The 16,456-nt window shown below is 41.1% G+C and carries 13 protein-coding genes and 2 rRNA genes; 1 reads left to right on the forward strand and 14 read right to left on the reverse strand.

What is annotated here, in order from left to right; translation table 11 throughout:
• Positions 1 to 45: 45 nt before the first annotated feature.
• From L1264_RS07255 to L1264_RS07285, 7 genes are all read right to left on the reverse strand, one after another.
• Positions 46 to 603, reverse strand: coding sequence for a DUF1439 domain-containing protein (locus L1264_RS07255; RefSeq protein ID WP_199526213.1), 558 nt, complete (start codon positions 601 to 603; stop codon positions 46 to 48).
• A 53-nt stretch (positions 604 to 656) separates the two neighbouring features.
• Positions 657 to 3,335 (reverse strand): DUF349 domain-containing protein, encoded by a 2,679-nt coding sequence (locus L1264_RS07260; RefSeq protein WP_199526214.1) that lies wholly within the window; start codon positions 3,333 to 3,335, stop codon positions 657 to 659.
• On the reverse strand, positions 3,325 to 3,606 hold the full coding sequence (locus L1264_RS07265) for a YeaC family protein (RefSeq protein ID WP_135925273.1): 282 nt from the start codon (positions 3,604 to 3,606) through the stop codon (positions 3,325 to 3,327). Before L1264_RS07265 ends, L1264_RS07260 begins: the two co-directional genes overlap by 11 nt.
• Before the next feature lies 1 nt (position 3,607).
• On the reverse strand, positions 3,608 to 3,934 hold the full coding sequence (locus tag L1264_RS07270) for a hypothetical protein (protein WP_135926289.1): 327 nt from the start codon (positions 3,932 to 3,934) through the stop codon (positions 3,608 to 3,610).
• Between the two features lie 151 nt (positions 3,935 to 4,085).
• On the reverse strand, positions 4,086 to 5,588 hold the full coding sequence (locus tag L1264_RS07275) for an alanine/glycine:cation symporter family protein (RefSeq protein ID WP_135925277.1): 1,503 nt from the start codon (positions 5,586 to 5,588) through the stop codon (positions 4,086 to 4,088).
• Between the two features lie 250 nt (positions 5,589 to 5,838).
• A complete protein-coding gene (locus tag L1264_RS07280; protein ID WP_135925279.1) occupies positions 5,839 to 6,966 on the reverse strand; it encodes a M14 family metallopeptidase in 1,128 nt (375 codons plus the stop codon).
• A gap of 203 nt (positions 6,967 to 7,169) precedes the next feature.
• Positions 7,170 to 8,612 carry a glyceraldehyde-3-phosphate dehydrogenase gene (locus L1264_RS07285; protein ID WP_135925281.1) on the reverse strand — a complete coding sequence of 481 codons (1,443 nt, stop codon included), beginning with the start codon at positions 8,610 to 8,612 and terminating at the stop codon, positions 7,170 to 7,172.
• Between the two features lie 174 nt (positions 8,613 to 8,786).
• Here L1264_RS07285 and L1264_RS07290 point away from each other — a divergent pair, with 174 nt between their 5' ends.
• Complete coding sequence (locus L1264_RS07290; protein ID WP_199526215.1) at positions 8,787 to 9,593, forward strand: DUF2989 domain-containing protein; 807 nt, start codon at positions 8,787 to 8,789, stop codon at positions 9,591 to 9,593.
• A gap of 57 nt (positions 9,594 to 9,650) precedes the next feature.
• Here the strand turns inward: L1264_RS07290 and ihfA are convergent, their stop codons facing one another.
• The 7 genes from ihfA to L1264_RS07325 all read right to left on the reverse strand — a co-directional run.
• A complete protein-coding gene (gene ihfA, locus L1264_RS07295) occupies positions 9,651 to 9,950 on the reverse strand; it encodes an integration host factor subunit alpha (RefSeq protein ID WP_002960690.1) in 300 nt (99 codons plus the stop codon).
• Positions 9,951 to 9,952: 2 nt separating this feature from the next.
• Positions 9,953 to 12,340: a phenylalanine--tRNA ligase subunit beta gene (gene pheT / locus L1264_RS07300; protein ID WP_235403846.1), complete on the reverse strand. Its 2,388-nt coding sequence runs from the start codon at positions 12,338 to 12,340 to the stop codon at positions 9,953 to 9,955.
• Between the two features lie 15 nt (positions 12,341 to 12,355).
• Positions 12,356 to 13,336: a phenylalanine--tRNA ligase subunit alpha gene (gene pheS, locus L1264_RS07305; RefSeq protein WP_062568835.1), complete on the reverse strand. Its 981-nt coding sequence runs from the start codon at positions 13,334 to 13,336 to the stop codon at positions 12,356 to 12,358.
• A 76-nt stretch (positions 13,337 to 13,412) separates the two neighbouring features.
• A complete protein-coding gene (hda, locus tag L1264_RS07310) occupies positions 13,413 to 14,105 on the reverse strand; it encodes a DnaA regulatory inactivator Hda (RefSeq protein WP_213018564.1) in 693 nt (230 codons plus the stop codon).
• Between the two features lie 17 nt (positions 14,106 to 14,122).
• Complete coding sequence (locus L1264_RS07315; protein WP_199526217.1) at positions 14,123 to 15,178, reverse strand: DUF2066 domain-containing protein; 1,056 nt, start codon at positions 15,176 to 15,178, stop codon at positions 14,123 to 14,125.
• A gap of 220 nt (positions 15,179 to 15,398) precedes the next feature.
• Positions 15,399 to 15,513: ribosomal RNA gene (gene rrf / locus L1264_RS07320) — 5S ribosomal RNA — on the reverse strand.
• 189 nt (positions 15,514 to 15,702) lie between these two features.
• Positions 15,703 to 16,456: ribosomal RNA gene (locus L1264_RS07325) — 23S ribosomal RNA — on the reverse strand; the annotation flags it as partial.

Raw genomic sequence — 16,456 nt, forward strand, 5'->3', positions numbered from 1 at the left:
TTACAAAAAAAGCGGCTTAATGCCGCTTTAGATATTTTAATACTCTTATAAGGTAGGCACTAAGATAATTTCGCCCTGAGATACTTTCATATCTAATGGCAATTTGCTCAGTAATGCTAACTTAGGATCGTTCATATTTAACTTATAGACAGGGTTAACGGCTAAAAATCCGTTGATCACTTGCATTGCCTGATCATCTAATAAGTTTAAGCTTCCCTTAAAACCTGCTGTATCGATTGTAGTATCAACCAGTTTTACATTACGTAAAAAGACCGCTTTTTTCTCGCTGTCATAAAATGGGCTACCTTCAATTTGCAGCTTCAAGCGTACTGGATATTTAAGCGCAAAGGCTTTAATAATAGCGCTTGAATCGGCTCCTAACACTACCACATCACGCTTATCTGGGCCTACATTTACACTTAGGTCATTTACCGCAAAATCAACAGGTAAGCCCATTAATTTAATTTGCTCACTCAATTTTGGTAATTGATCAGCAAGGGCTGCTTCAATTTCTGAATTGGTAAACGAGTACACAGACATACCTTGATTTGTACTTTTACATGCACCTAAAAATAAGCAGGTAAGTAATAATAAAATTCTCATTGTTTCCCTCAAAAAACACGGAAAAAAACCGCTATAAAAAGCGGTTTTATTCGTTAAATTGCAAATATTGCTTTAAGCCTTGCTAGTGTGTCAGCAGAAACTGAACCCTCACTGACTGCAAGTAATTGCTTTAAGTAATAATAAACATCGGCTTTTTCACCACGGTGTTTATCATCTAACATCGCAACTTGTTCTGTCATACGTAACTGACTATCAGCAGACTCAACACCTGCAAGAATCTCGATACGTGTTAAGAGCTGCTCAGCAGTTAAGCTAGTCGTTAATGAAGCTTGGAATTGCGACGGAAGCTCACTGCTGTTCTCAAGAGCTGCAAACAAAGCCGTTAACTTAGACTGCTCTGCTTGCTTACTAATAACCTTCGTTTTTTCGCTAATTGCTGACTCTAACTGAGCCACTCGAGCAGACAACGCTTTTGAGTACTCAAGTCCTGCCAATTTCACCGTTAAATCTTTAAGCTGTGCAAGATGCACTACACTCTCAAGGGCAGTTTCAAGTTCAGTTAACTGCTCAGCTACAACTTCATCATTTTGCTGTTGTACTTGTTTTTGCTGTTCAAACTCAGCACTACGCTTGGCAAATGTGTCGTCGTTAACACGTCTGAATTGTTGCCATAAGGTGTTTTCAGCTTTCATTCCCGCAAAGCCAATTGTTTGCCAAGTTTGTTGCAATGCTTTGAGCTCTTGACACGCAGCAGCCAAATCATCACTTTGAGATAATAGTGTTGCTTGTTCTACAAGTGCGGCTTTTTGCTCAGCATTTGCTTTATGAAACGCAACTAATTGGCCTTGTACTTGTGATTGCGCAGCTTTGAATTGCGCTTGTAGTTCACGGTATGTTTTAGGGTCGACGTTACCTGCAGAACGCCACGCTTTAACAACACGGTTAAACTTACTTTCAAACTGTTTCCAATCAAATTCACCAGATTCAGTATCAAGTTCATTGAGTTGCTGCATTTGCGCAATAATATCAACACGCTGTGCTTTAGCTTGCTCACGTTGCTGCTCTTGCTCTGCAAAATACTCGCGACATGGGGCAAACAATAGTTCAATCTGTTGATCGAATAACTCACCTTGCTGTTTCTCTGCATCCGTATCTAAACGACCTAATTCATTCCAACGACGACGTAACTGTTTAACTTGTTCAGCACGTTGTTTAGGGTCTGTACACTCGATTGCAGCAAGTTCATTGACTTCAGCAAGTAATGCATCACGCTTTGGCGCTGATGCATATTTTTGCCAATCTTTTGCTTCTGCTAATTGGGCTTCTAAATCGGCTTTTAGGCTATTTAATGGCTGTTTATAGTAATCTGTAAGTGTGTCGTATAACTCTTCAAAGCCTTTAAACACACCAAACGCCACATTGAAACGGCCTTGTTCAATCAAACGCTTCACATCACGGGCTTTGCGTTTTGCTGTTTGTTGATTCTTTTCAAACTTATTTGTCAGCGGTGCCATTGCTTGCTGCCAGCTGTTTACTGCTTCAGCTAAATTTGCTTTAAAGCGACCTTGTAAACGACTCGGAATACTTGCTAGTTTTTTGCGAGCCACTTTTTGCTGTTGTTCAAACTGCTGTTTTAAGCCATCAAACTCATTTTCGTCTTCAGTCGTGGTAATCGCTTTTAAGGCATCAAACGCAGCTTTAAACTCTGCAATAGCGGTAACAAGTTGTGGTAATTGCTCAACTTGCTTAAATAGATTTGACAAGTGCTGTTTAACATCACGGACATTTTGATTATCAACTAAGTTTGCAGCCAAAGTATCTTTTGCTTCTGCAACTTTAGCCTCAAGCCAATCTTGCTGAATTTGCTCTGGCGTTTCTAAACCTAATTGCAATGCGTTTTCAATTTCTTCGCCAATAGCTTCAAGGGTTGCAAGGGCTAGTACCTGACGCTGTTGCTCAGCTAATGCTTGCTGCATTGCTTCATGCTCTTTGCTTAGTGTTGCAATGTGAGCTTCAAGCTTTTGGGTAATCGTAGAGTATTTTTTATCAAGGACGCTTACTTGCTCATCACTGAGCCATTTTAACTCGATTGCTTGCCACTGTTGTAATAGCTCAGCATGTTGCAGCGATACTAGCTGAAAATCATTTTTATCACGAAGCGCATTCAATTTCGCCAATATAACGCGAGTATCAGCTTCGACTTTTGCAGGCATTTCTACTGCTAAACGCTCATTCTCAAGATGAGCCGCAAGTTGTGTATGCGCTTCACCTTTTGCATGTTTTAGTAGTGGCTTGGCAAGTTGGTGGTTAATGACAAGCTCAACAAGTTGCAATTGTAGCTCTTCGCGGCCTTCTTTAAAGGCTTTATCAATTAGGCTTGGGTTTGCTAAACGTTTTAATAATTTAACACGAACTTGAATTTCTTTTTCTGCAAATGCTAGCTTTTCAAGGGTTTTCACTGGCGCATAACGCTCAATAAACTCGTTTTTAATACTCGCGTCAAGTTTGCTATCAGTATTCAAAACCGCTTGATTAATGTGCTGCTCTGCAATTTCTTTAAGTGCTTGGTCTTGCTTGTATACTTGCCACCATAAAACAAGATCGTTCACTTTATTCAAGGCTTTTTTACGGATCTCAGCGGAGCTATCTTCAAGGGCAATACTATTTAAGATGCTAAGATCACGTTCTGTATCAAGGCGTTCAACTGCTGCTAAACGAACCTGACTTTTAGGGTGTTTCCATTTTGGAGTAAACAGGTGTTTAAAGATCATTTTCACTAAACCTAGCTATTTCATTTTCTGATGCGAATTCTTTTTGCAATTGAGCTTTACTCTTTTGCACCATTTCACCATTTGCGCCAATGGTAAACTGCTCATTGGTTTGCGAAACTTTAGCTTGGTAAAGCATCACGAGTTGAACTGTTTGTTGTTTTTGCTCTTCTGATAATGGAGTGCCATCAGGCCATTTACCTGTAGACGCACCATACTGAAGACGTTCAAATACTTCCGGGGTGATATTTTTAACAATATGATCAATATTCATGCTACTTTTTCTTTTTTAAAACAACTAAATAGATACGGCACACTATATACCATACAAAACCTACTGCCATTGCTGTCGAATAGGCATACCACTCAATAGACTCTGTTTCTGGATGCATAAAGTAATAACAGAAAAAGCCACCTAAAAATAATATCAGTGCGAGGAAAGACTGATTCATAAACTTTTGCTGTCTACGAATACGCGTTTCTTTTTGCATTTGCTGCAACTGCTCATTGCTTAGATCGGTGACTTGGCATTCACAATGCGGGCATTGTTTATGTTTGTCAGATATTGATTTTGCACATTGCGGGCAACTAATAATCGCCATATCTTTCTCCATACTACGCATAAAAAAGGCGCCTTTAGGCGCCCTTTATTGTACTTGTTTTATGAGTCGATGTCTTATTTGAATTTCATTCATTTGTGAAGATTCGAAAACCTGTACAACTAAATTCACGACAAATACTCAAAAAGCTGATTTATTGTTTCTGTTTCGCCTTTTCAGCTAGACGCTTTTCCCAAAAAGTCGCATTTTTAATGCCTAATTTAACTGGGTCAAAGGTGATTTCACCACCCGCTTTCTTTTGGTCTTCATAATCTCGTAAACAATTAAGAGCAGGTTTGGCAACAAAGAAAATAGCTAAAATACCCACGATGTTGATCCACGCCATTAAGCCAACACCAATATCACCGATATTCCAGATATAGCCTGAGCTATTTACCATACCGTAAGCCACCATAAACATAATGACGAACTTCACAACAACCAGTGGAATATTACCTTTAAAATAACGGTTTAAATAAGCAACGTTAGTTTCAGCAATATAGTAATAAGCAAGAATGGTTGTAAATGCAAAGAAGAATAAAGCAATACCAACAAACGCTTCACCAAAACCGCCAAATACACTAAACAGTGCCATCTGAGTAAAGGCTGCTGAGCCTACTTCAGTTGCAGCATCAACATTTTGTACAATAAATTGACCCGCAGGTAACTCACCCACAATATTGTATTGTTTAGTGATTAGAATCATTAGCGCTGTTGCTGTACAAACGAAAATAGTATCAACATAAACAGAGAATGCTTGCACTAAGCCTTGTTGAGCTGGGTGGTCTACTTCAGCTGCAGATGCTGCATGCGGACCCGTACCTTGGCCTGCTTCGTTTGAATAGATACCACGTTTAACACCCCAACCAATCGCAGCACCAAAACCTGCTTGCGCAGTGAATGCATCAGATAAGATCATTGAGAAAATGCCTGGCACTTTATCTAAGTTTAAGAACACCACGATTAAAGCTAACACGATGTAACCTAGCGCCATAAATGGCACCACAATTTGTGTGAAGTTTGCGATACGTTTTATGCCACCGAAGATGATAAACGCAAGTACAATTAAAATGATTGCAAGAGCAACTAGCTTAAAGCTACCTACTTCACCAAAACTGGTGCTAACCAATGTGCCTTCACCGAAGACTTGTGTGAATGCATTACCCACTGCGTTTGCTTGTACGCCAGGTAAGAAAACACCACAAGCAATAATAGCGGATAGAGCAAATAACACTGCAAGCCACTTTTGTTGTAAACATCTGTCGAAGTAATAAGCAGGGCCACCTCGATACTGACCATCTTCTTCTGACTTATAAATTTGACCTAGCGTTGATTCTGCATATGCAGTACTTGCGCCTAAAAATGCGACAATCCACATCCAAAAAATCGCACCTGGACCACCAAAGCCGATCGCAGCAGCAACCCCGGCAATATTACCAACACCAACACGGCCCGATAATGAAACAGCCAGAGCTTGGAATGATGAAATTCCTGTATCTGAGTTATTAGAACTTAGCAATAACTTACACATTTCTTTGAAATGTCGAACTTGCGCGAAACGGGTTAAAACGGAATAAAACAGGCCTGCACCTAGACATAAGTAAATGAGTGCACTACTCCAAATTACGTCATTGACGGCGCTTACAAAAGCTTCCATGGATATCCTCTATAATTATATTTTTTATTGATAGTTACGATGCTCTGCGTTAGCGAATGAGAATGCGCGACATAATGATCTGAGAATTAATCAAAAATAATCTTCTCTCAGCTAGATGTACTGAATATTAACTTAAACAACCTAACTTTGTTAACAGTTAATTTTCAATATGACAAATGTGCTTTGTATTAGTCAACCAAAAAAAACGGGCATCAATCTGATTGATACCCGCAAAATTTGCTTAATGTTGTTATCTTAATTTATCAACAACGTTAACAATAGCCGCTAACGTATCTTGACCAAACTGATATGAACGACGGTCAGACCAGCCGTAATCAGGGTCTGGTAAATCATCGTTATCTTTAAATGGCATTTCTACCGTATACGCTAATGCATTAAACTCATGCGCTACAGCTGAAGAACCTACCGTTAGGTTAGCCTGACCTGGCTCATCTTTTGGATAACCGTGTTCGTCTTGGAACTCAGGCGTTACAGTTAAAAGCGCAGCTTTAAAGCTATCTTCTAACTCTTTTAAACGATCATCGTAACCCGGAATACCTTCGCTACCCGCAACAAAGTTATAAGGAATCGCTTCGTCGCCATGAATATCTAAGTGCATATCAAGGCCCGTTTCACGCATTTTGTTAAGCACTAAAAATACTTCAGGGCTATTTTCCATGCTTGGTGTTTGCCATTCACGGTTCAAGTTAACGCCTTTAGCGTTAGTACGTAAGTGACCGCGCACACTGCCATCAGGGTTCATGTTTGGCACAATATAGAATACTGCTTTAGATAATAGTGCCGCTGCATGTGGGTCTTCGTCATCAAGTAATTTATGAAGTAAACCTTCAACATACCACTCAGCCATTGTTTCACCTGGGTGCTGACGTGCGGTGATCCAGATTTTTTTCTTTTCACTGCTAGGAATACCGACACGTAATACACTCATGTCACGACCATCAAGTGTTTCACCTAAAGTTTCTAGTTCACACGCATGCTGGCTTTGTGCCCATGCTAATAAATCAAGGTGACGGTCATAGCTATATGGTGCGAAATAAGCAAAATACATGCTGCTGCACTCAGGCTCAACTTCAAATGATAATGTACCGTTTGCATATTCAGATGGAACACGGAACCAAGTTTGACGATCGTATGATGCAACCGCATGATAACCATCCCAGCCATCAGGATACGCTGAGTTTTCTAGGTTATTAATGTGTAATTTATGGTTTTGAAACGCGGTTGTTTCAAGACGAAAGTGAAACCACTGGAAAAAATCAGACTGATTGTCTTTATTAATTTCTAATTGAATATTCAGTGGATCAACGGCTTCAATAACCTTGATATTACCACTATCAAAATTGCTGGTGATTTTCATTCTATAAACCTATTGGTTAAAAATAATTCTTAGCTATTCGTTTGTAAGTTAAGAATTAAGTCAACGCCCTATCGTTAGAACGTTTCGTTAGTAATATGGTGTAGACCCTTAACAGCCTACCACATGCTGAAAATTTGCAAAAACTTTCACGACTAAAAAAAGCCAGCATAATGCTGGCTTCTAGATTCTTTATAGCTTAGGTATTAGCGAGGTAAACTTGGGAAAGTTACTTCAGCCATATCACGCATACAACGTACTACCTGACAGCTATAACCAAACTCATTATCGTACCAAACATAAAGAACAACACGGTTGTCATCTACGATAGTCGCTTGTGAGTCAACAACACCAGCGTAACGGCTACCCACTAAGTCAGTAGATACGATTTCTGTAGACGCTGTGTAATCGATTTGGTCACGAAGGTCTGAGTAAAGTGCTGTTTCACGTAAGAACGCATTTAGCTCTTCGACTGTAGTGCCTTTTTCAAGGTTTAAGTTCAAGATTGCCATTGATACGTTTGGTGTAGGAACACGGATAGCGTTACCTGTAAGTTTACCTTCAAGCTCAGGTAAAGCTTTAGAAACCGCTTTTGCAGCACCCGTAGACGTGATAACCATGTTAAGTGCAGCAGCACGACCACGGCGCTCAGCTTTGTGGTAGTTATCAATTAAGTTTTGGTCATTGGTATACGAGTGAACAGTTTCAACGTGACCATTCTTGATACCGAACTTATCGTTAAGCGCTTTTAACGTTGGGGTAATAGCATTGGTTGTACAGCTTGCTGCACAGACAATTTTATCTTCAGGTTTGATATCTTGGTTGTTTACACCGTAAACGATGTTCTTGATGTTGCCTTTAGCTGGTGCAGTTAATAATACTTTTGCTGCGCCTTTTGCTTCTAAGTGCTGACCAAGGCCTGCTTCGTCTTTCCAGATACCTGTGTTATCAACAACAAGTGCATTCTCGATGCCGTAAGCTGTGTAATCAACTTCGCTTGGTGAGTTAGCGTAGATAACTTGAATGTAGCTACCGTTAGCTTTAATTGCATTACGCTCTTTATCAATTGTGATTGAGCCATTGAATGGACCGTGGATAGAGTCACGACGAAGTAAGCTTGCACGCTTTTCTAGGTCGCCGTCTTTACCGCCACGCACAACGATTGCACGTAAACGTAGGTCTGCATAAGGACCTGACTTTTCGATTAATAGACGCGCTAATAAACGACCAATACGACCAAAACCGTACAACACAACATCACGTGGTTCTTTACGCTCTGAGTTTGCGATTTCTGCAAGTTCGTCAGTTAAGTACTCTTCAACTGAACGACCTTTTGCAGCATCGTTAAACAAATAACCATACGCTAGTTTACCAATATCGATACGTGCAGAATTTAAATCCATTTTGCTAATTGCTTCTAAGAAAGGGAAGCTTTCACGTAAACGTAGTTTTGTACCTTCAAACTGAGCAACTGTTTTGTGCGCTTTGATGATATCGATTGTACTGGCATTAACGAGAGGACGGCCATATACAGCGATTTCGATACCACGATTACGGTAAAGTCTACCAATGATTGGTTGCATACTTTCTGCGTAATCTTGACGTTCTTGCCAGCTGCTTGTGTATTCTAACTCGTGAGATGAGGTCATTTTTTTTACCTAATTAAACAATTTTGAACGGATAGCCTTTGAAAATGTGTTGTGATTTGAGAGCAACACATCTTAGGCACGGCTATTCTAATTTAAACTCAAATGATTCTCCACTGTTACAGAACAATTCATTGCGCTAGAATAAAGTCGTAATTATTAAGTCGAGGTTAAGGAATGTTATTAAGAGCAAGCGTGTTGCTTGGTTTATTGGCGTTAACGGGATGTGAAGATCCGCTTACACTGGCAAAGGTATGCGAAGAGACTCCTGGCTTTTGCAGTGATTTAAATAAAGACAGTCACTGTAAAGAGCAACGTGCCGAGGTCATCATTCAGCGATATGTTGAATATAAGTCACCAACAGACGAAAACAAATACCAGTTATTAAAAGATTTCGAGAAATACGATCAGTGTGTATCGCTCGCTGCCAAAATTGAGCATATAAAACTAAAAGAAAAAACCACTTCTCGTGTTGAAGGTCATTTAACCAGTATTAAAGAGATGACACGTATCTTCCAAGATACAAAAAACACAAATCATCCAGGTTTGTTGTATTACCATTGGTCACGTAATAACGACCAATCAGCGTTAACGAAACTTCTCACCCTTGAAGAAAAACAAGATAAGCGCGTAACTGAAGATGCAGAAATGCAGTTTTTCTTAGCAAGCTACTACGTTAAGTTTGATGATGAAAAAACCATTGACTTGCTTTACAAAACGCTAGAACTGAATAAAGCAGGTGAAACACCCAACCCTGAGATCTACCCTACACTTGTAAGCTTATTCTACAAACATGAAAAGTATAAGCATGCCTACACCTTTGCACGTGTAGCACAATTATCTGGGTATGAAGATGTCGATATTTTACCTATCGAGCATCAACTCGCTGCCGCAGGTAAAAGCCTGGACAGCTTAGATGATTTAGCGCAAAAAACCTACGATAGCATCCAAGCGGGTAGCTTCGTATCACCACGCGGGTTTTAATAAATTCGCTAGTGCAGTGCTTAGACAAATAAAAAAGGCAGCTAACGCTGCCTTTTCTTATTTTGCTTTGCTTGTGCCAACTTCTACACGAGTTTTTAGCTTTTGACCTGGTCTAAAAGTCACTACTCGGCGTGCCGAAATAGGGATGTCTTCACCTGTTTTCGGATTGCGACCTGGACGTTCTTTCTTATCTCGAAGATCAAAGTTACCAAATCCAGAGAGCTTTACTTGCTCGCCTTTTTCTAGCGCTGAGCGGATTTCTTCAAAAAACGCTTCAACTAAATCTTTGGCATCTTTTTTATTGATCCCGAGTTTTTCAAATAGGTGTTCAGCTATGTCGGCTTTAGTAAGCGCCATATCTAGTCCCTCAACGATGCGTTAAATTGTTCGGCCAATGCGGCCACCACATTATCAACTACTTGATTGATATCTTTCTCTTCGAGCGTTCTATCAACCGCTTGCAGTGTTAGAGCAATCGCCAAACTCTTATAATTTGGCTCAATACCTTTGCCCTTATACACATCGAATAAGTTTAGGTCAACCAATTGATTTCCGCCAACTTTTTCTATTACATTTAAAATATCACCAGATTTTACGTGATCTTTCACTAAAATCGCGATATCACGGCGGTTTGACGGGAATTTCGAGACCGTTACCGCTTCTGGTAATTTTCTTTTTTCAAGGGCTGACATTTCGATTTCAAATACAAAGGCTGTGTTATTGATATCTAGTAACTTTTGCACTTGTGGGTGCACAGCACCAAAAAACCCTACTTTTTTACCATCAACATAAATAACTGCTGATTGACCTGGGTGTAAGCCATCAGACTGCTCTGCTTTTATCTCAAAGCGTGCAATATCGTTGCTAATTGCTAAAAGTGCTTCAACATCGCCTTTTAAGTCATAAAAATCAACGCTACGCTTTTCTTGAACCCAATGTTCGCCGTGTGCAAGTCCAGAGATTACACCACCAATGACAGCAATTTGGTTTACGCCGTTTTCAGCATTCTCGTCACGTAAGAATTTTAAGCCATGCTCAAATAAACGTACACGTGGTTGTTGACGGTTTTGGTTGTACACTAACGATGCTAATAGACCCGGCATTAAGCTCACACGCATTGCTGACATTTCAACTGAAATTGGGTGAGGTAATACAAGCGCATCACTTTGTGGATGTAAAATTGCTTGTGCTTTTGGATCAACGAAGCTGTAGGTAATTGCTTCTTGGTAACCACGTGTTACAAGCGTATTGCGGAATTTAGTTACCGCAACATGTGACTCGTCATGGTTAGTCATTTTTAATTTAGCTGTTGGTGCAACGTTTGGAATGCTGTTATAGCCGTAAACACGTGCAACTTCTTCAATTAAGTCTTCTTCGATACGAATATCAAAACGATAGCTAGGTACGTCAGCGCTCCATACACCATCAACAATTTTCACATCTAGACCCAAGCGCGTTAGGATGTCAGTGACTTTTGCATCATCAATATGATGACCAATTACACGGTCTAAACGTTCACGACGTAAACGTACTTCTGTCACTTTTGGTAATTTATCAGTTGCTACTGCTTCAACAACAGGGCCTGCTTCACCGCCAACAATCTCTAGAAGTAATGCTGTAGCACGTTCCATCGCATCTTTTTGTAGCGCAAAATCTACACCACGCTCGTAGCGGTGTGATGCATCCGTGTGCAAGCCGTAGCTACGTGCTTGACCAGCAATCGCTACCGGGTTAAAGAAGGCACTTTCTAATAAAATATCTGACGTTGACTCAGTCACACCTGACTTTTCACCACCAAAAATACCCGCAATAGCAAGTGCTTTATTGTGATCAGCAATAACAAGTGTAGATTCGTTTAGTTTCGCCGTATTGCCATCAAGAAGAACGATTTCTTCGCCAGCATTAGCGCTGCGAACTTTAATACCACCTTCAATCGCATTTAAATCAAATGCGTGCATTGGGTGACCAAGCTCTAATAACACGTAGTTTGTAACATCAACTACTGGGTCAATTGAACGAATTCCACTGCGACGAAGTTTTTCTACCATCCAAAGCGGTGTTTCTGCATCAAGGTTAATACCTTTGATTACACGACCTAGATAACGAGGACAGGCATCATCATTAACAAGTTCAATGGATACTTTATCTTCAATCGTCGCCGCAACAGGGGCAATCTCAAGATTGTTAACATCAATACTGTTCAGTACACCTACCTCGCGCGCTAGACCTTTAATACCTAAACAGTCACCACGGTTTGGTGTTAGGTCAACATCAATAATGTTGTCGTCTAGGCTTAAGTACTCGCGTAAGTCAGTGCCGATTGGTGCATCACTTGGTAGTTCCATGATGCCATCACCTTCTTCGCTGATACCTAACTCAACGAATGCGCACAGCATACCGTGAGATGGTTGCCCACGAAGCTTGGCTTTTTTGATTTTGAAGTCACCCGGTAATACAGCGCCAACTGTCGCAACAGCTACTTTTAAACCTTGACGACAATTAGGTGCACCACAAACGATATCAAGTAGCTCATCACCACCTACGTTTACTTTAGTTACACGTAATTTATCAGCATCAGGGTGTTGACCACACTCAACCACTTCACCAACTACAACGCCTGTAAACTCTGCTGCTGCAGGCTCAACACCGTCAACTTCAAGACCAGCCATTGATAACTGTTCCGAAAGAGCCTGTGTGTCGATTGCTGGGTTAACCCACTCTCTTAACCACTTTTCACTAAATTTCATTTTATATCTTCACTCTTAACGGAACTGGTTTAGGAATTTTAAATCGTTTTCGAAAAATGCACGTAAGTCGTTTACGCCGTAACGCAACATAGTCAAGCGCTCAACACCCATACCAAATGCGAAGCCTGTGTATTTTTCTGGATCAATACCCACTGATTTAAGAACGTTAGGGTGAACCATGCCACAGCCTAATACCTCTAACCACTTGCCGTTTTTACCCATAACATCAACCTCAGCTGATGGCTCAGTAAACGGGAAATATGAAGGACGGAAACGGATTTCCATATCTTCTTCAAAGAAGTTACGTAAGAAATCGTGCAAAATACCTTTTAACTCAGTGAAGCTTACATCTGTATCAACCATTAAGCCTTCCACTTGGTGGAACATTGGCGTGTGAGTTTGGTCATAATCGTTACGATAAACACGACCTGGAGAAATGATGCGCAATGGTGGCTGCTCAGTTTCCATAGTACGGATTTGTACACCACTGGTTTGTGTACGAAGCACAAGCTTAGGGTTGAAATAGAAAGTATCGTGATCAGCACGCGCAGGATGGTGCTCAGGAATATTTAGCGCATCGAAGTTATGAAAATCATCCTCAACTTCTGGGCCTGATTTAACCGCAAAACCTAACTCACCAAAAAAGCTTTCAATACGTTCAATTGTACGAGTTACTGGGTGTAAGCCACCTGTTGGCATAACACGACCCGGTAAAGTTACGTCGATCGTTTCTGCAGCTAGTTTCTCTTCAAGAGCCTTACTTGCTAGTAACTCACGCTTTTCGTTAATGGCTGTTTGTACTTCTTGTTTTGCTTGGTTAATCACTTGACCCGCTTCTTTACGCTCTTCAGGGGCAATCTTGCCTAGCGTTTTAAGTAAGTTGGTGATTTCACCTTTTTTACCAAGGTAATTAACCCTGATATCTTCTAACTGCGCGATTTCATTCGCACTGGCAACTGCCTCAAGTGCTTGCGCTAAAATATTTTCTAAGTTCATTGAGTACCTGGTCTTTCACAGAAGGATTTTGTAATAGCTAATGATAACTGAAAGCAAGGACTAGATTCTAGCCCTACTAAAGCTTTAACGTTGATTTTATAAAGGGAATTGTTAATTTTCTTTGTGCGGCCATCGAGGCATGGTCGAGTTTGTCTAAAACATCGAGTAAAGCGCGCATATCACGGCTTAATCGCGTTAATAAAAAGCGCGCGCATTCATCGGTCAGTTCAAGGCCACGCATGTGAGCGCGGCGTACAAGTGCCTCTGCTTTATCATCATCACTCATTGAGCGAATTTGTAATGTGGTACCCCATTTTAGTCGAGATACTAAGTCTGGTAAGTTTATATGCAACATATCAGGCAATAGATCGGCTGTTACAACAAGATATTTACCAGGCTCGTTAAAGCGATTAAAAAAGTTAAATAGCCCCTTCTCCCATGCATCATTCCCTGCCACTAAGTGCACGTCATCGATACATAAAACGTCAAGGTTTTCGAGGCCTTCGAGTACCACAGGGCCAAAATCAATCACCTCACGCATCGATAGTAACATCGTTGATAAACCATGCTCTTGAGCGTGAATACAAGTCGCGTATAAGAGATGGGATTTACCAGAATCACCTAGGCCGCATAGGTAGGTATATTGAAACTTATTATTGAGCTTTGTGAACGCATCTTTAAGATGACTCACTTCAAGTGAGTTCTCACCACCAAAGTAAGATGTAAATGTTTCATCATCGGGTAATGTAACCGGTAATGCCATTTGCATAGGTTCTTGCACGTGTTTTAAAGCCCTTGCCACTGATATTCTAACTCATCACCTGTTACCACCTGATAAAAATCACGAGGATCTTGATAAGCTTTAAAGGCACTGTCTAACTCGAGAGCTTTTCTGAAATCATTCATACTGCCAGTATGATTTACAGTAAACTGTACAGTATCAGGTTTTCGGATAGTGATTTCAGCTCGAGTTACAACACTTAAACTTTCTAAACGGCGTTTTGCAAGTTCAATATCTACAAAGTTATCAATACCTTTTAGGTAAAATGTTGCAGTTGCAAGCTGGCCAATCATGGTAGGGTCAATAGCATACTCTTGTGCCAAACCGCCCGCTAAATTATCGACCATATCTGCAACAATTTGTTGCTTATCACCAACTAATCGATTTGTTTCAAATAATTCTGCATTTGTAAAACGCCAATCAAGCACCCAAGTTTCAGAATCTTGCTGCTGATACATTCGAGCTGTGATACTACGCTCTGCACTGTAACGACTTGATGCTTGCTCTACTGGTTCAGAAAAATTTCCCCATACTTCGGGTATGCCAACAATAGAACGATCTTGCAAATCAAGTAATGGCACAACCACAGGCAAGCCACGTCTGTCTGCCTTATCATAGATTAATTGCTCAAGTTGTGGGTAACTTTCTTGCGTAACGAGCTCACGTCGCCAATTATCTTCTATAGCTAACCAGATAGCTACTAGCGGGCGTCGTGTTCCCCATAAAGGCAGATTTAAATCCTTTATTAGTGCATTAATTTTATTAGCTTCAAACTTAACAACCAAGTTCAAAGTACCATCTGGCTTTTCATCATATTCAAACTTAAGCATATAGTCTGAAATATCGCGGGTACGCTCTTTGGCAACAGGATTTTGATCTGCTGATGTATCACCCGTCACTTTAACCAATACATTAAGAAGTGCTTCACGACTAGCAGATAATCGAGCATCTCGCGATTTATCAGCAACTTTCAGAGTATCTTGGTATAGATTAGTCACCTCAACTGCAAAAGTTGAAACACTAGAAAAAAATAATAATAAACAAATAAGTAATCTAGACACAGGCCATTAATTCTTGCTTTTAAACTGGTTTGATCCTAAATCAAAGCCATAAACAAAGCAAAGTTAATTTAATGAACGGGAGATGAGTAAGTGATGAGTTAGTTAACGAGTAGCGAGAGTAACGTTTAAAGCCTGACGTAGGTTGAACAGGGCACCTGATGTGGATAGCTTAAACGCAAAAAAGCCCGATTCTTTCGAATCGGGCTTTCTTTAATTTGGAGCCTGGCGATGTCCTACTTTCACATGGCAAATGCCACACTATCATCGGCGCTGTTTCGTTTCACTACTGAGTTCGGCATGGGGTCAGGTGGGTCCAAAACGCTATTGTCACCAAGCAAAAGGCGTGGAAAGGATTCTCGACAAAGCGCGTAGCGCTTACGAGTCCTTTGCGCAAGGTGAACTGATTTCGCATTAAGTGCTGCGGTTCACCCTACATAAATCTGGAATTCTGATATTAAGTAAATGTCTACTTTAGTGTCTTAACTTCTGTCTGTTACGCTGTCATAAAACGCGTTTGGCGTTGTATGGTTAAGCCTCACGGGTAATTAGTACAGGTTAGCTTAATGGCTCGCACCACTTCCACACCCTGCCTATCAACGTTGTAGTCTTCAACGGCCCTTCAGAGACTTTAAAAGTCTAGTGAGAACTCATCTCGAGGCCTGCTTCGCGCTTAGATGCTTTCAGCGCTTATCAGTTCCGAACGTAGCTACCGGGCAGTGCCATTGGCATGACAACCCGAACACCAGCGGTTCGTTCACTCCGGTCCTCTCGTACTAGGAGCAACCCCTCTCAATTCTCAAACGCCCACGGCAGATAGGGACCGAACTGTCTCACGACGTTCTAAACCCAGCTCGCGTACCACTTTAAATGGCGAACAGCCATACCCTTGGGACCGACTTCAGCCCCAGGATGTGATGAGCCGACATCGAGGTGCCAAACACCGCCGTCGATATGAACTCTTGGGCGGTATCAGCCTGTTATCCCCGGAGTACCTTTTATCCGTTGAGCGATGGCCCTTCCATTCAGAACCACCGGATCACTATGACCTACTTTCGTACCTGCTCGACGTGTCTGTCTCGCAGTTAAGCTGGCTTCTACCATTACACTAACCGTACGATGTCCGACCGTACTTAGCCAACCTTCGTGCTCCTCCGTTACTCTTTGGGAGGAGACCGCCCCAGTCAAACTACCCACCAGGCACTGTCCGTAACCCCGATTAGGGGCCAACGTTAGAACATCAACACTACAAGGGTGGTATTTCAAGGACGGCTCCACAAA

The organism is Pseudoalteromonas sp. APAL1 (assembly GCF_021532475.1).
Taxonomy (GTDB): domain Bacteria; phylum Pseudomonadota; class Gammaproteobacteria; order Enterobacterales; family Alteromonadaceae; genus Pseudoalteromonas; species Pseudoalteromonas lipolytica_C.

What these genes read in the sequence shown, in the direction of transcription:
- L1264_RS07260 (WP_199526214.1), bottom strand. Translation starts at nt 3,335, where the DNA reads ATGATCTTTAAACACCTGTTTACTCCAAAATGGAAACACCCTAAAAGT.
- pheT (WP_235403846.1), bottom strand. Translation starts at nt 12,340, where the DNA reads ATGAAATTTAGTGAAAAGTGGTTAAGAGAGTGGGTTAACCCAGCAATC.
- L1264_RS07255 (WP_199526213.1), bottom strand. Translation starts at nt 603, where the DNA reads ATGAGAATTTTATTATTACTTACCTGCTTATTTTTAGGTGCATGTAAA.
- L1264_RS07290 (WP_199526215.1), top strand. Translation starts at nt 8,787, where the DNA reads ATGTTATTAAGAGCAAGCGTGTTGCTTGGTTTATTGGCGTTAACGGGA.
- L1264_RS07285 (WP_135925281.1), bottom strand. Translation starts at nt 8,612, where the DNA reads ATGACCTCATCTCACGAGTTAGAATACACAAGCAGCTGGCAAGAACGT.
- ihfA (WP_002960690.1), bottom strand. Translation starts at nt 9,950, where the DNA reads ATGGCGCTTACTAAAGCCGACATAGCTGAACACCTATTTGAAAAACTC.
- L1264_RS07275 (WP_135925277.1), bottom strand. Translation starts at nt 5,588, where the DNA reads ATGGAAGCTTTTGTAAGCGCCGTCAATGACGTAATTTGGAGTAGTGCA.
- L1264_RS07270 (WP_135926289.1), bottom strand. Translation starts at nt 3,934, where the DNA reads ATGGCGATTATTAGTTGCCCGCAATGTGCAAAATCAATATCTGACAAA.
- L1264_RS07280 (WP_135925279.1), bottom strand. Translation starts at nt 6,966, where the DNA reads ATGAAAATCACCAGCAATTTTGATAGTGGTAATATCAAGGTTATTGAA.
- pheS (WP_062568835.1), bottom strand. Translation starts at nt 13,336, where the DNA reads ATGAACTTAGAAAATATTTTAGCGCAAGCACTTGAGGCAGTTGCCAGT.
- hda (WP_213018564.1), bottom strand. Translation starts at nt 14,105, where the DNA reads ATGCAAATGGCATTACCGGTTACATTACCCGATGATGAAACATTTACA.
- L1264_RS07265 (WP_135925273.1), bottom strand. Translation starts at nt 3,606, where the DNA reads ATGAATATTGATCATATTGTTAAAAATATCACCCCGGAAGTATTTGAA.